The sequence below is a fragment of the Brevundimonas sp. genome, from assembly GCF_035626535.1.
Taxonomy (GTDB): Bacteria; Pseudomonadota; Alphaproteobacteria; order Caulobacterales; family Caulobacteraceae; genus Brevundimonas.
Map to the genome: position 1 here is coordinate 1 of NZ_DASPNO010000035.1, position 14,248 is coordinate 14,248.

The 14,248-nt window shown below is 67.4% G+C and carries 13 protein-coding genes, 1 tRNA gene and 1 pseudogene; 5 read left to right on the forward strand and 10 right to left on the reverse strand.

Annotated elements, in window-relative coordinates; genetic code table 11:
• Positions 1-42 precede the first annotated feature (42 nt).
• The 8 genes and pseudogenes from metK to hemC all read right to left on the reverse strand — a co-directional run bounded on the left by metK (position 43) and on the right by hemC (position 4,416).
• Positions 43-1,254 carry a methionine adenosyltransferase gene (metK, locus tag VEC04_RS05190; RefSeq protein WP_324774532.1) on the reverse strand — a complete coding sequence of 404 codons (1,212 nt, stop codon included), beginning with the start codon at positions 1,252-1,254 and terminating at the stop codon, positions 43-45.
• A gap of 56 nt (positions 1,255-1,310) precedes the next feature.
• Complete coding sequence (locus VEC04_RS05195; RefSeq protein WP_324774534.1) at positions 1,311-1,760, reverse strand: hypothetical protein; 450 nt, start codon at positions 1,758-1,760, stop codon at positions 1,311-1,313.
• Positions 1,761-1,841: 81 nt separating this feature from the next.
• A complete protein-coding gene (locus tag VEC04_RS05200) occupies positions 1,842-1,964 on the reverse strand; it encodes a hypothetical protein (RefSeq protein WP_324774536.1) in 123 nt (40 codons plus the stop codon).
• Positions 1,965-1,978: 14 nt separating this feature from the next.
• The gene (locus VEC04_RS05205) at positions 1,979-2,275 is read right to left on the reverse strand and encodes a hypothetical protein (RefSeq protein ID WP_324774538.1); all 297 of its coding nucleotides are present in this window, start codon (positions 2,273-2,275) and stop codon (positions 1,979-1,981) included.
• 109 nt (positions 2,276-2,384) lie between these two features.
• A pseudogene (locus VEC04_RS14195) lies at positions 2,385-2,534 on the reverse strand (LuxR C-terminal-related transcriptional regulator); the annotation flags it as partial.
• Positions 2,535-2,673: 139 nt separating this feature from the next.
• Positions 2,674-2,749: transfer RNA gene (locus VEC04_RS05210), tRNA-Thr, on the reverse strand.
• 45 nt (positions 2,750-2,794) lie between these two features.
• Positions 2,795-3,421 carry a uroporphyrinogen-III synthase gene (locus VEC04_RS05215; protein WP_324774540.1) on the reverse strand — a complete coding sequence of 209 codons (627 nt, stop codon included), beginning with the start codon at positions 3,419-3,421 and terminating at the stop codon, positions 2,795-2,797.
• 44 nt (positions 3,422-3,465) lie between these two features.
• The gene (gene hemC / locus VEC04_RS05220; protein ID WP_324774542.1) at positions 3,466-4,416 is read right to left on the reverse strand and encodes a hydroxymethylbilane synthase; all 951 of its coding nucleotides are present in this window, start codon (positions 4,414-4,416) and stop codon (positions 3,466-3,468) included.
• A 43-nt stretch (positions 4,417-4,459) separates the two neighbouring features.
• Here hemC and tsaD point away from each other — a divergent pair, with 43 nt between their 5' ends.
• From tsaD to VEC04_RS05245, 5 genes are all read left to right on the forward strand, one after another.
• Positions 4,460-5,584: a tRNA (adenosine(37)-N6)-threonylcarbamoyltransferase complex transferase subunit TsaD gene (gene tsaD / locus VEC04_RS05225; RefSeq protein WP_324774557.1), complete on the forward strand. Its 1,125-nt coding sequence runs from the start codon at positions 4,460-4,462 to the stop codon at positions 5,582-5,584.
• Positions 5,585-5,593: 9 nt separating this feature from the next.
• On the forward strand, positions 5,594-6,592 hold the full coding sequence (locus tag VEC04_RS05230) for an NAD(P)H-dependent glycerol-3-phosphate dehydrogenase (RefSeq protein ID WP_324774545.1): 999 nt from the start codon (positions 5,594-5,596) through the stop codon (positions 6,590-6,592).
• A complete protein-coding gene (locus VEC04_RS05235) occupies positions 6,589-6,972 on the forward strand; it encodes a Rieske (2Fe-2S) protein (protein ID WP_324774547.1) in 384 nt (127 codons plus the stop codon). Before VEC04_RS05230 ends, VEC04_RS05235 begins: the two co-directional genes overlap by 4 nt.
• A 577-nt stretch (positions 6,973-7,549) precedes the next feature.
• Complete coding sequence (locus VEC04_RS05240; protein ID WP_324774549.1) at positions 7,550-7,777, forward strand: hypothetical protein; 228 nt, start codon at positions 7,550-7,552, stop codon at positions 7,775-7,777.
• 98 nt (positions 7,778-7,875) lie between these two features.
• The gene (locus VEC04_RS05245; protein ID WP_324774551.1) at positions 7,876-10,752 is read left to right on the forward strand and encodes a DNA methyltransferase; all 2,877 of its coding nucleotides are present in this window, start codon (positions 7,876-7,878) and stop codon (positions 10,750-10,752) included.
• Here VEC04_RS05245 and VEC04_RS05250 read toward each other — a convergent pair.
• Together VEC04_RS05250 and polA are read right to left on the reverse strand one after the other, a co-directional pair.
• A complete protein-coding gene (locus VEC04_RS05250; RefSeq protein ID WP_324774553.1) occupies positions 10,749-11,873 on the reverse strand; it encodes a phospholipase D family protein in 1,125 nt (374 codons plus the stop codon). The two genes, VEC04_RS05245 and VEC04_RS05250, sit on opposite strands and share 4 nt — an antisense overlap.
• A gap of 156 nt (positions 11,874-12,029) precedes the next feature.
• The coding region (gene polA / locus VEC04_RS05255; RefSeq protein WP_324774555.1) for a DNA polymerase I at positions 12,030-14,248 on the reverse strand (2,219 nt) is incomplete at its 5' end.

A 14,248-nucleotide genomic window follows, 5' to 3' on the forward strand; every position in this document is an offset into this window, starting at 1 on the left:
TGCGGAAGAATGGCCGAGAAACCCGCCAAGCTCAACCGGACGCTAGGACCCCAGCGCCGCCTTCAGCTTCCCGACCAGGTCCGTCCGCTCCCACGGGAAGAAGTCGCCCTCGGGCGTTCGGCCGAAATGGCCGTAGGAGGCGGTCCGCTCGTAGATCGGCTTGTTGAGGCCGAGATGGGTGCGGATGCCGCGCGGGGTGAGGCCGCCCAGCTCCTGGATCGACATGATCGCCTTCTCGATCTCGGCATCGTCGACGGTGCCGGTGCCGTGGGTGTCGACATAGAGCGACAGCGGCTCGGGCACTCCGATGGCGTAGGCGAGCTGGATCGTGCAGCGGCTGGCGAGCCCGGCCGCGACGATGTTCTTGGCGAGGTACCGGCTGACATAGGCGGCCGAACGGTCGACCTTGGTCGGGTCCTTGCCCGAGAAGGCGCCGCCGCCGTGCGGGGCCGCGCCGCCATAGGTGTCGACGATGATCTTGCGGCCGGTCAGGCCGGCGTCGCCGTCCGGGCCGCCGATCTCGAACACGCCGGTCGGATTGATGTGCCAGACCGTCTCGTCGGTGATGAAACCTTCGGGCAGCACCGAGACCACCACCGGCCGGACCACCTCGGCGACCTGCGCCTGGGTCAGGCCCCTGGCGTGCTGGGTCGAGACCACGATCGAGGTGGCGGCCACGGGCCGGCCGTTCTCGTAGCGCAGGGTGACCTGGCTTTTGGCGTCCGGCTCCAGCCGTTTCTCGCCGTTGTGGCGCAGCTCGGACAGCTTCCTGAGGATGTTGTGGCTGTACTGCAGCGTAGCGGGCATCAGCTCGGGCGTCTCGTTGGAGGCGTAGCCGAACATGATGCCCTGGTCGCCCGCGCCCTCCTCCTTCTCATTGGTCGAGTCGACGCCCACGGCGATGTCGGCCGACTGGGCGTGCAGGTGGCATTCGTAGGAGGCGGTCCGCCAGTGAAAGCCGTCCTGCTCGTAGCCGATGTCGCGGATGGCGGCGCGGACCAGCGGCTCCAGGCTGTCGATGATGCCCTGGGTGAAGGCCTCGTTCTCCTCCTTCGTATGGCCCGGCCGGGTGGCGCGGACCTCGCCGGCCAGAACGACGCGCTGGGTGGTGACGAGGGTTTCGCAGGCCACCCGGGCCTCGGGGTCCTGCGCCAGGAAGGCGTCGACGACCGTATCGGAGATCCGGTCGGCGACCTTGTCGGGGTGTCCTTCCGATACGCTCTCGGAGGTGAACAGGAAGGACGATCGCGTCAAGGCGGACTCCTGGAGGGAGGGAAGGCCGCCAGACATATAAAGAGATGTTTATATGTTCAAGCCGCGCTGGAAATCCCTTGGCGCCGGAGCGGCCGGCGCCGACGCCAATTCTTCAGATCGCTGATCGCCCGCTCTCCGGCCAGCCAGCGCTCCCCCACGCCCGCCAGCAAGATCAGCGTGGTCAGGAGTCCGAGGCCGACGCGCGCCGACATCACGGCGTAGGGCCCGACACCCGGAACCACCAGCGCGGCGACATAGACCAGCACGGTCAGGGTCATGATCGCCGACATGGCCAGTGGCCACCACCGGTCCCGGGTCAGCGCCATCCACACGAAGAAGGCCGTCAGGAACAGATCCAGCACGGCATCGCCGGCGTAGAACGGCCCGATCATCAACTCATGGGTCCAGAACGACACCGCGAAGACGACGATCGTCGAGACGGCGCCGAGACGCTCCGGATGGCCGCCCTTCATCCAGGCCGCCACGACGGCGACCAGGGAGAGCACATAATAGGCGGCCAGAAAGGGCGTAATCGGCGTCTCTCCAATGAACTCGGCCCGGGCCGGCGGACCGGCCCCGGGGCCCTGTTATCGACTGGCGCCGGCCTCCGCGGTGGGCCGCTGGGTGGCTCGGCCGATTTCTCCCGCCTGCCCGGCGTAATCGACAATCAGATCGACCACCGCCTTCAGCAGCACGGCCGTCAGGATCACGATCGCGCACACGATCAGGAGGCGGACGCTCCAGCTTCGGGGCGGCGGCCGGTAGCCGAGGCGCCGTTCAGGTCGCTGCTCTGGCGGCTGCTCTGGCCGCTGCTCTGGGCCCCCACCTGGGCCATCACCCAGCCCGCGCTCAGAACCTGGCGCAGCAGTTCCCGCGGGCTCGACTGCGCCGCGTCGTCCGCGAGGCCCCGCAACAGATGGCTGCGCACCGGGTCGTTGGCTCCCAACGGGCTGAACGCGTCCAGCGCCGCCTCCAGATCCTCCCACGTCCAGTGGGGAAGAGGCGTACTGTTCGATGCCATGGTCTGACTCCCTGTCGAGGGAGGCATCAACGATGGAAGCGTTGCCGTCGCCAATGGGGTCTTTCGGCCCTGGTACTTTTCGTTCCAGGAGCGCCAGCGCCGCCTTGCGCCGGTTGACGCCCAACCGGCGGCAGGCCTCGTGCACGTGCTTCTTGACCGTGGCTTCGGACAGGGTCAGCCGGGCGGCGATTTCCTTGTCGGTCAGGAAGGCCGTGAGCCTCAGACACTCTTCCTGGCGGGCGCTGAGGCGCTGCGACATTCTACGCTCCGGTACAGCCCGAATAGCTACGGCCTGCGAACGGCGTCGTCCAGTAGCGTACACAGGAAACGCGACGTCGGCCTCAGGGACAGACGGCCAGACCGGCGGGCGAGCCCCGGCGCATCGATGTCAGGGAAGGTGGTGCCGCTTAGGTGACTCGAACACCTGACCCCCGCATTACGAATGCGATGCTCTACCAGCTGAGCTAAAGCGGCCTTCGGCGCGGCGGCTGAAATCTCCGCCCGCGCGAGAGGCGCTCTTTATACGCGGGGCGCGGGCTTGCCAAGCGCCTCGAACAGCGCCGCCTCGTCAGGGCGGGCGGCGATGCGGATTTCCACATCGGGTGGATCGCCGAGGGGCGCGGCGGCGGCCTGCGAGACGGCGATGACCGTTCGGCCCGCGAGCGGCGCGCGGGCGGCGAGGGCCCGGCCGGCCCTGGGGGAATGCAGAAGCACGGCGTCGAATGACCCCGGCGCGGCGGTCCCGGTCTCGACCGCCCGATAGACCGGCAGGGCGCGGACCTCGACGCGTCCCGCCAGCAGCGCCGGCAGGTCGCCGGAGGGCTCCAGCGCCCCGGGCGCCAGCACCGGGCCGGGGGCTTCGGCGGCCAGCAGGCGGGCGAGGTCTCCCAGTGCGCCCGCCGCCGATCGGACAGAGGCGAAGCCCGCCTCGGTGGCGCGCTCGGCCGTGGCGTCCCCGACCGTGAACACCGGCAAGGCGCGCTCTCCGCACAGGGCGGCGAAGGCGTCGACGCCGTTGCCGCTGGTGAAGGCCAGGGCCGCGGTTCCGTTCAGGTCCGGCGCGGCCTGCGGGACCGGGCGGATGGCCAGCAAGGGCGCGACCACCGGCTCGAAGCCGAGCCGGGTCAGGCGGTCGGCGGTCCGCATCGCGCCCGGCTCGGCGCGGGTGACCCAGACACGGCGGATCGGCCTCAGGACCCGACCCTCTGGTCGCCCGCCGCCGCCTGCACCTCGGCGCCCAGCCGCAGGCCGAGGGCGCGGGCCTGCGCCATTGCGTCCGCCGCCTGCAGGTCGCCGATCTCACCGACGCGGCGCCAGCGCGCAGACCCGTCCGGGGCCAGCATCTCCGTGGTCAGGCGCAGGTGGCCGGCGGCGATCTCCGCATGGGCCCCGACGGCCGTGCGGCACGACCCCTCCAGCGCCGTCATCGCCCCGCGCTCCGCCGCCACGGCCAGCGCGGTCGCGCGATCGTCCAGCGCCGCGACCCAGGCCGCGCCCCGGTCGTCGGCGCGCGTCTGCAGGGCAAGCGCGCCCTGTCCCGGCGCCGGAAGGAAGTCGCCGAGCGGCAGCCGCTCGCGGATAACGCTCTCGAACCCGAGCCGGTTGAGCCCGGAGACGGCCAGCAGGATGGCGTCGAACTCGCCCCCGGCCAGCCTGCGCAGCCGGGTGTCGACGTTGCCGCGCAGCATCTCGATGGTCAGATCCGGGCGCAGCGCCAACGCCTGGGCCTGGCGCCGCAGCGAGGCCGTGCCCAGCCGCGCGCCCATGGGCAGGTCGGCGAAGGCGGCGAAGGCCTCGCTGACGAAGGCGTCGCGCGGATCCTCGCGCGGCGGCACGGCGGCGATGCACAGGCCCTCGGGCTGCTCGGCCGGGACGTCCTTCATCGAATGCACCGCCACGTCGACGCGGCCGTCCAGCAGCGCCTCCTCGATCTCTTTCGTGAACAGCGCCTTGCCGCCGATCTCCATCAGGCGGCGGTCCTGCACCCGGTCGCCGGTGGTGACGATCTCGACCAAAGGCACGGCCGCCTCCAGATCGGCGTCGGCGACGCCCAGCGCCCGCCCGATGGCGCGCTGCACCATGCCCGACTGGGTCAGGGCCAGTTTCGAGCGGCGCGTGCCGATGCGGACGAGAGGAGCCATGAGAGCCGTTGCGCCGGGGGGTCGGGGCCGTTACCTCGACCGGATGAACCTGGGCGCGGACTATAGCAGCGAGGGGAGCCGGGCAACCGGACCCCTCACCGTGCTCGGCCTCGAGACCAGCTGCGACGAGACCGCAGCCTCGGTGGTGCGGCTGACGCCGGACGGGACGGCGACGGTGCTGTCGTCGGTGGTGCACAGCCAGATCGACGACCACGCGGCCTACGGCGGGGTGGTGCCCGAGATCGCGGCGCGCAGCCATGTCGAGATGATCGACGGGGTCGTGCGCCGCGCCATGGACGAGGCCGGGCTCGGCTATGAGGCGCTCGACGGCGTCGCCGCCACGGCGGGGCCGGGGCTGGTCGGCGGCGTGATGGTGGGCTTGAGCTTCGGCAAGGCGGTGGCGCTGGCGCGGGACCTGCCGCTGATCGCTGTGAACCATCTCGAGGGCCATGCGGTGTCGGCGCGGCTGGGCGAACCGGTGGCCTACCCCTTCCTGCTGCTGCTGGTCTCGGGCGGTCATTGCCAGCTGCTGGAGGTGCGCGGGGTCGGCGACATGACCCGGCTGGGCACCACCATCGACGACGCCGCCGGCGAGGCCTTCGACAAGATCGCCAAGGCGCTGGGCCTCGGCTATCCGGGCGGGCCGGCGCTGGAGAAACTGGCCGCGACGGGCGACGGCGCCCGCTTCGATCTGCCGCGGTCGCTGCTGGGGCGCAAGGACTGCGACTTCTCCTTCTCGGGGCTGAAGACCGCCGCCTCGCGCCTCGCCCACGCCTGCGAGACGGACCGGGACCGCGCCGACCTCGCCGACGCCGTCCAGACCGCCATCGCCCGCCAGCTCAGCGACCGCTCCGACCGGGCCATGAAGGCCTATGCCGGGCGGCACGACCACCGGCTGTTCGTGGTGGCCGGCGGCGTGGCGGCCAACCGGACGGTCCGGTCCACGCTGGAGGCGACGGCGGCGAAGAACGGATTCGCCTTCCTGGCCCCGCCCATGGCCTATTGCACCGACAATGCGGCGATGATCGCCCTGGCGGGAGCGGAACGGTTGCAGAAGGGTTGGGTCTCCGACATCGACGTCGCGGCCCGGCCGCGCTGGCCGCTGGACGAACAAAGCGCGCGGACCGACCCAACCCACAAGCCGGGCCGCAAGGGCGCCAAGGCGTAAGGAGAGGCCATGGAATTTCGCACGGCGGGAGTGATCGGCGCGGGGGCCTGGGGCACGGCCCTGGCCCAGGTGGCCGGCTGGGCGGGGCTCGACGTCCTGCTGCAGGCCCGCGAGCCGGAGGTGGTCGAGAGCATCCGCGCCCGCCGCGTCAACGAGGCCTTCCTGCCCGGGATCACCCTGGACGACCATGTGCAGGTCACCGCCGAGCTGGCCGATCTGGCCGGCTGCGACCTGATCCTCGCCGTGCCCCCGGCCCAGCACATGCGCTCGACCCTGGCGGCCTTCGCCCCGCACCACCGCGCCGGCGTCCCCGTGGTGCTCTGCTCCAAGGGCATCGAGCGGGGATCGCTGAAGCTAATGACCGACGTGCTGGCCGAGACCCTGCCCGCCGCCCCCGCCGCCGTCCTGTCCGGCCCCAGCTTCGCGGCCGAAGTGGCCCGCGGCCTGCCCAGCGCCGTCACCCTCGCCTGCGCCGACGAGGCCCTCGGCGAGGCGCTTATGGAGACCCTGTCGGCCCCCGCCTTCCGCCCCTATCTGGCCACGGACCTCGTGGGCGCCGAGGTCGGGGGGGCGATCAAGAACGTCCTGGCCATCGCCTGCGGCATGGCCGAGGGGCGGGGCCTCGGGCGCAGCGCCCACGCCGCCCTCATCACCCGCGGCTTCGCCGAGATGACCCGGATGGGCGTGGCCCTCGGCGGCCAAGCCGAGACCGTGGCCGGTCTGTGCGGCCTCGGCGACCTGGTCCTGACCTGCTCCAGCCCCCAGTCGCGCAACATGAGCCTCGGCCTCGCCCTCGGTCAGGGCCAGACGGTGGAGCAGGCCCTGGCCGGCAAACGCTCGGTCGCCGAGGGCTATGAATCCGCCCCGGCGGTGCGCGAGCTGGCCGCGAAGATGGGGGTCGACATGCCCATCTCGCTCGCCGTCGCCGCCCTGCTGGCCGGCGAGACGACGGTGCCCGAGGTCATCGACGACCTGCTGTCCCGCCCCCTCAAGGCCGAGCGGCATTGAGCGAACCGGCGGTCCCGCAACCGGAGCGCAAGCGCGTCTGGGCGACCCCGCCGAACGTGCCGCTGTGCGCCGAGGCCGATCTCGCCGACCCGGGCGCGCGCAGCTTCGTGCTGCAGATCGGCGAGGCCTTCTTCCACGGCTTCGTCATCCGCAAGGACGGCCAGGTCGCCGGCTATGTCGACCGCTGCCCGCACCAGGGCTTCCCGCTGGCGCTGGAGCTGGACCGCTACCTGACCCCGGACGGGTCGCTGATCCTGTGCGGCTGGCACGGGGCGGTGTTCGAGCCCCTGACCGGGGAATGCACCGGCGGGCCCTGCGCCGGCGGGCGGCTGACGCCGTGGCCGGTGACGGTGAGCGGCGGGATGATCCGGACGGCCTGAGGGTTTCACCCGGGTAGAACCGGAAAATTCGCTGTGGCGGAGTCGGCAGAGTGGGCGCCGGCGGCGCGAAAATTCGCTGTGGCAGAGTCGGCAGAGTCGGCATCGGGGATGGCCGGGAGCGCCTCGGGCGGCGGGCGGCGGTGCGATTGTCAAAGACCGGAGCGCAGTATGCGCCGGTCTGTTTCTCAGGCGGAAAGATCGTCTCGAGAAAAGGCGATGTGTCTGAACCGGTGGGAGATTTTCCCCGCTATCGGACTATAATTCCGCGGATCGCCGGCACAGCGTCACGGCCGCTTCGCCCTTCTCCCCTTGCGGGAGAAGGTGGCCCGCGCAGCGGGTCGGATGAGGGGTCTCTCGGGTCGATAGCGTTGGTGAGGCCGCAGGTCGGGACCGCCGGTGCGACCCCTCATCCATCAGCCCCCCGATCAAGTCGGAGGGCTGCCACCTTCTCCCGCAAGGGGAGAAGGGCCCGCGCCCCTGTGGACACCCCGAACAAACCGCGAACATGCCTCTTGCCCCGGCGCCCGCGGCGCGTCTAACTCAACCCCGGGTCGGTCGTCAGTTCTGGAGTTTCGTCATGCAGCCGCCTGCCGCTCCCCCGACCGGCGACGCCGACCCCGCCGCCCGCCTGCTCGCCGTCGTCGAGGGTCTCGACCTGGCCAGCGCCGACGGGCGCGCCGGCATCCGCACCCTGCTGGCCGAGATCGAGCGCCTGTCGCCGGGCGCGATCCTCCAGCAGGCCGCCTCGATCGAGCTCCGGCGGGTGGGGTGGCTGTGCGGGCGGGGTAGAGCCAAAATATCTTGACAATGTCAGGTTGTTTAGCCTTGGAGGCCGGAGCAGCTCACGATATGATCTGCAAAAATGTATGAAAGTGCAGATTCATGTCTCGAGAGCGGATCGTCTTGGAGACCAGCAACGTCAGGAAGACCGCGCTGGCGGAACAATTGGACCTGCAGGGCGAGAGCTTCACCTCTTGGCTTGAGCATCAAATCGACGAGTTCGTACCTGCGACTTCCGATACTGGCGGCCCCCGAAGCCCGACCTGCGTCAGCGACCTTCTGGCACCCAGCGATGTCATCGAAACTCTGAGGAGTATCGATTGGGCGTTTACAGATGAGGACACTCGCTACCTCACCCACGATCTGCATCCCTATCCCGCGAAGTTTCCGCCACAGATTCCGGCCAAGTTGATCAGCGCGCTTTCGTTGCCTGGCGACGTGGTGATGGATCCGTTCGGCGGGAGCGGAACCACAGCTGTCGAAGCGGTGCGACTTAGGCGACGAGCGATCTCGTTTGATGCAAACCCGCTTTCCGCTCTCGTTGGCAGGGTGAAAACCCTCGCCATCGGCGAGCACGATCTCGCTCCTTTGGAGGAGCTTCGGAATGCGGTTGATAGCTACCGTGCCAATGGCGAGGGCAAGGGGCCAAACTGGTCCGAAGGCTTGATCGCCAAGCATTCATGCCATGTGCCTGCCATTCCAAATATCGAAAAATGGTTCTGCAGCGCTGCAATCGGGGAGCTGGCGCTGCTTCGCCATCTTATCGGACAGACCACAAGCGGGAGCTCGGAGGATGTTGCTCTTCTGGCCTTCTCCCGAATCGTCACCCGGGTCTCCAACCAAGACTCCGAGACTCGCTATGTGTCTAAAGAAAAGGAGCTCCCGAACACCTTTATTCTCCGAGCTTATCTGGAGTCGCTTCGTACCGTTCTAAAGCGCTTGGAGGCGGCGTCACAGACGCTCGCTGGTCCCGTGGCGAATTTCATCGAGGGTGACGCCAGGTCGGATATCGGGAAAGTGGTCCCTCCGTCCTCGGTGGACTTAATTGTCACGTCTCCACCCTACCCGAATGCAACCGACTACCACCTCTATCATCGATTTCGCCTATTCTGGCTGGGCCATGACCCGCGATTGTTCGGCGGCTTGGAAATCGGGTCCCATCTTAAACACCAGAGAAACGGAACGGACTTCGACGAGTATCGCGAGGACATGACGCGGGTCCTCGAAGGAGCCTACGCGGCGCTGCAACCAGGTCGCTACGCGGTGTTTGTTGTAGGTGACGCTGTCTTCAAAGGAGAAGAGTTCTCAACGTCCGACGCGTTGGCCGCGGCGGCGACAAAGGTCGGCTTTGAGGTCACTGACATCATTGACCGACCGATCCACAACACGAAGCGGTCGTTCACGCAGGCGGCACGTCGCGCTCGGCTCGAACAGCTTCTGGTTCTGCAGAAGCCGAACGATCCCATGAGCGTGACCTTCGCGCCGCCGGCCTACCGAATGTGGGAATACGAGGAACGTTTGCGCGCTGAAGAACTCCGTGGACTTGGTTTCGATGTCAAAGCGCTGGATGTTGGTAAACCGATCACCACCAGTGCGCGCCAACCAGCCCTGTGGAATGCACGTCGAGCCTCTTTCTCCAAAAGCTATTCGATCTTAGGCGAGGATTTCCAAGGCACTTGGCAAAACATCCTAGAGAACGGCGACAGCGATCCCACTACGCGTAAGGACCCCAAATACGCGACTCATGGAATCCATCCGTACAAGGGCAAATTCTATCCTCAGCTAGCGAAGAGCCTGCTGAACGCGTCAGGCGTCGACGTGGGGTCCGTCGTGCTCGATCCATATTGTGGAAGCGGCACCGTTCCCCTCGAAGGCTTCCTGAACGGTCATCGCGCCTATGGCGTGGATATGAACCCGCTGGCGGCCAAGATCGCCAAGGCCAAGACCGGCATCCTGCAAGTGGACCGTTCACTCGTCGAAGGTGCTATTACTTCGGTGCTGGCGGCTGTGGATCGCCAAACTCAATATCAGCACGGCCGGGATGAGTTCCCTGCGGGGAGTCTCGCGGAGCTAGAAAGCTGGTTCCCACCGAAAGTTCTCGACAAGCTCAACTGGCTGCTGGGGCAAATCAGACTGTTCGGAGAGCCGCGCCTTGTGGATTTTTTCGAGGTTGTCGCGAGCAGCGTAATCCGGGACGTCTCTCAGCAAGAGCCCAGCGACCTCCGCATTAGGCGGCGGAAAGAGCCGCTAGAGGACGCGCCAGTAGTGCAATTATTCGCGGCCCGACTAAGGAAGCAAAGCCGCAGACTGCAGAAATATTGGCGAGCGGCTGCGAGATGCCCCGGTCAACAGTTCGCTCCCGTCATTCAGGAAGGCGACTCCCGTGGACGGGCATCCCTTGATGACATGGGGCTCGTCGATGGAGAGGTCGATTGCGTAGTGACGAGCCCCCCGTATGCCACCGCCCTGCCTTACATCGACACCGACCGCCTCTCTATTCTCGCCATCCTCGGCGTCCCCTCCAGCGAGCGCTCTGCGCTTGAGGAAGCACTTACGGGGTCGCGAGAGATCCGACGAAGTGTAAAGAACGCGCTAGAGTTTGAGCTCGGCTCTACAAACGCCAACAATTCTCTACCCGCACCGGTCGTGGAAACCCTCCGGCACATAATGAAGGAAAATAAAGCAGCAGGTGTCGGGTTCAGACGGGACAACATGCCCGCTCTGCTTTGGCGCTACTTCGTCGACATCAAGCTAACGCTTCTGCAAGTTTTTCGCCTCTTGAAGGCCGGAGCTAAGGCTTACTATGTCGTCGGAGACAGCAAAACGAAGGTGGGCGACGATTGGTTCGCGATCGAGACATGCCGCCACATTTCTGAGATCGCTCATAGCCTCGGATTCGTCGTTCATGATCCGATCGACATCGATGTCACCACCGAACGTATGATGCACATGAAGAACTCGATTACGAAAAACCAAGTTCTCATTTTCGAGCGGCCCTAGATCCAGCCGAACCGCCGTCCACCTGGCATTGGTTGGACGGCGAGCGCCTCCCAAGCCGCATACTCCGGACTCGCTGGCGTGTGGACGGTAATGTCGTACTCCACACCTGCTCGGGTGCTCGGCTTCATCACCATGATGGACATCGCCGGAGAAGCCCGGGCCACGCCGCTACTGGTGATCCGGAGCTCGGCGTTCTGGCCGTAGTTGATCATATAAAGTGGATGGTTCAGTTCTCGGTAAAGCTCTGCGCCTCCGGCACCAATCACCCTGAAGTCTACTAGTGGGCGCGGGTCACGGTATGGATACGCCGGGTTTCCCGCCTTTTTTGGCTGAGCCAAACCCGTGAAAGGCAAACCAAAGAATGCTGGACGTTGCCTCGCTGCTGTCGTGCTGAGGTGAATTTCGCCATTCGTGTGAGGGCGAATGTGGAGAACATGACCGCCGGTAGGAAGGGGATTGGGACGTGCGGGTGCTGCCGCGCCTGCTACGAGCCCCGTCGGTAGGTTGACCATGACTCCGGCTGGGAGCGCGGATGGAGGCCTTAATAGGAGGCCAGATTTGGCTTTCGGCGTTCCGACAGCTCCTCCCGAGAAACCGCCTCTCTTCCGCATCGCCGCCTCTGTCAGCACGACGTTCTGTGCCACCAACGCATCAAGGGAAGCGCGTGTGAGGGCCTCAGTAGCTGGACAATTCGCCGGGAGCAGCTGGTTCCACGCGTTGGAGAACTCAGCTGCACCTACATGTTCATCGGGAAGTTCGTAGTCGATCGCGACGGAAGCTTCGAAGTTGGTCTCTGTACCGCCGACCGTGAGATTGTTCGATCCGATGTAGGCGCGCGCCAAGGCGGGTCCACGAAAGACGTAGAACTTCGGATGAAAGGTAATCCCGGCTTCACGGGTCGTATAGGCCTCTGGAAATAGCTCAAGGATGAGCTCCATCGCCTCGCGGCTGGTTCCGTTTTGGTCCACACCGACTATGACTGACAGGCTCTTTCCGGCGGCCCGGAACGCAGTGAGGTCGCGCTTCAGTCTGATAAGCGGTCCAGCCTTCGCGTAGGCTACCACCAGCTTGAGCTCATCGAAGTGATGCCCCTGCAGGTCTGCCCTGAGGTCGTCCAGCAAGCGACGCCCGCCTACAGCGTGATCGAACGGCGTGAGTAGTTGGACTCTTGGCATAACTTTTCCCCGACCCTCGAAATGCTCGTTGGAGGGAGGTCTGCAGTCAAGAACGACTTTAGCGGGACTGCGACGCCTGCCAAATCGCCGAATGATTATGACCTAATGCGCCTCGTCCCAGTTCCCCGCCGCCCGCGCCTCCACCACCAGCGGCACCGTTAGCGCCACCGCCGGTTCCGCCGCCCCTTCCATCACCCGTTTGATCACCGGGATCGCGCGTTCCGCCTCCGCCTCAGGCGCCTCGAACACCAGTTCGTCGTGGACCTGGAGGAGCATCCGCGTCGACAGCCCGGCCGCCTCCAGCGCCCCCGGCATCCGCACCATGGCGCGGCGGATGATGTCCGCCGCCGCGCCCTGGATGGGGGCGTTGATGGCGGCGCGTTCGCCGAACTGGCGCTCGGCGCCCGACTTCGAATGGATGGCCGGGATGTGGATGCGGCGGCCGAAGCAGGTGTGGACCATGCCGTGCTCGCGGACCTCGGCGCGGGTGCGGTCCATATAGGCGCGGATGCCAGGGAAGCGCTCGAAATAGGTCTTGATGTAGGCGCCGGCCTCGCCCTGGTCGATGTTCAGCTGGGCGGCCAGGCCGAAGGCGCTGATGCCGTAGACGATGCCGAAATTGATCGCCTTGGCGCGGCGGCGGGTCTCGGGGTCCATCTGGTCGACGGGGACGCCGAACATCTCGCTGGCCGTGGCGGTGTGGATGTCGATACCGGCGGCGAAGGCGCGCTTGAGCTCGGGGATGTCGCCGATGTGGGCCAGCAGGCGCAGCTCGATCTGGCTGTAGTCGGCGCTGATCAGCACATGGCCGGGGGCGGCGATGAAGGCCTGGCGGATCTGGCGGCCGGTCTCGGTGCGGATCGGGATGTTCTGCAGGTTGGGGTCGCTGCTGGCGAGGCGGCCGGTGGTGGCGGCGGCCAGCTGGTAGGAGGTGTGGACGCGGTCGGTGCGGTCGTCGGCGGCCTCGATCAGGGCGTCGGTGTAGGTGCCCTTGAGCTTGGCCAGCTGGCGCCAGTCGAGCAGGACGCGCGGCAGCTCGTGGGTCAGGGCCAGTTCCTCGAGGACCGAGGCCTCGGTGCCCCACTGGCCGGAGGCGGTCTTGCGGCCGCCGGGCAGCTGCATGTCGCCGAACAGGATGTCGCCGATCTGGCGCGGAGAGCCGACGTTGAACGGGCGACCGGCGAGGGCGTGGGCGCGGGTCTCCAGCTCGGCCATGCGCATGCCGAACTCGGACGACAGGCGCTTGAGGCGGTCGGGGTCGACGCGGATGCCGGCCCGCTCCATGTCGGCGAGGACGGCCGGCAGGGGGCGTTCGAGGGTCTCATAGACGGTGGTGAGGCGGGCGGCGGCGAGGCGCGGCTTGAGGATGCGCCAGAGGCGCAGGGTGACGTCGGCGTCCTCGGCGGCGTAGCAGGTGGCCGGCTTGAGCTCGACGTGTTTGAAGGATTTCTGGCTCTTGCCCGTGCCGGCGACCGACTTGAAGGCGATCGGCTCGTGGCCGAGGTGGAGGCGGGCCAGCTCGTCCATGCCGTGGCCGTGCAGGCCGCCCTCGAGGACGTAGGAGATCAGCATGGTGTCGTCGATCGGGGCGACGCGGATGCCGCGCTGCGCCATGACGGCGAGGTCGTATTTGCCGTTCTGGACGACCTTGAGGACGGCGGGGTTCTCCAGCAGCGTCTTCAGCCGGGCGAGGGCCTCGGGCTTGTCGATCTGGGTGATCGGTTCGCGCGTCTCGGTCTCGCCGCCGAAGTCGAGGCCGCCGGCGTCAGCCGCTGGCGGGTGCTCGTGGGTCAGGGGGACGTAGCAGGCGTCGTTGGGGCCGATGGCGAGGGAGACGCCGCACAGGCCGGCGTGGGTGGCGCTGAGCGCATCGGTCTCGGTGTCGAAGCCGACGACGCCGGCGAGGGTGGCGCGGTCGATCCAGCGGTCGAGCTCCTCCAGGGTCTGGACGCAGACATAGGCGTCGACGTCGAAGGTCTGGCCCTCGACCGGGGCGGCCGGTTCGGCGGGGGCGTAGCGGGGCGAGATGACCGGGGCGGTCATCGGTTTGGGCGCGAAGGCCGAGGCCCCGTCGCGGGCCGGGGCCTTGCCGTCGCCGACGCGGGTGCGCAGCGAGCGGAACTCCATCTTGTCGAGGAAGGCGGCGAGAACCTCCGGGTCGGGGTCGCGGACGGCGAAGTCGTCGATCGGCTCGGGCGCGGGGGCGTCGCAGGTCAGGCGGCAGAGCTCGCGGCTGAGCCGGATCTGGTCGGCGAACTCGATCAGGGTCTCGCGCCGTTTCGGCTGTTTGATCTCGCCGGCGCGGGCCAGCAGGGTGTCGA

Excerpts from the sequence above, each read along its gene's own strand:
- VEC04_RS05205 (WP_324774538.1), bottom strand. The coding sequence starts at position 2,275 with ATGGCATCGAACAGTACGCCTCTTCCCCACTGGACGTGGGAGGATCTG.
- VEC04_RS05215 (WP_324774540.1), bottom strand. The coding sequence starts at position 3,421 with ATGCGGACCGCCGACCGCCTGACCCGGCTCGGCTTCGAGCCGGTGGTC.
- hemC (WP_324774542.1), bottom strand. The coding sequence starts at position 4,416 with ATGGCTCCTCTCGTCCGCATCGGCACGCGCCGCTCGAAACTGGCCCTG.
- tsaD (WP_324774557.1), top strand. The coding sequence starts at position 4,460 with ATGAACCTGGGCGCGGACTATAGCAGCGAGGGGAGCCGGGCAACCGGA.
- VEC04_RS05230 (WP_324774545.1), top strand. The coding sequence starts at position 5,594 with ATGGAATTTCGCACGGCGGGAGTGATCGGCGCGGGGGCCTGGGGCACG.
- VEC04_RS05240 (WP_324774549.1), top strand. The coding sequence starts at position 7,550 with ATGCAGCCGCCTGCCGCTCCCCCGACCGGCGACGCCGACCCCGCCGCC.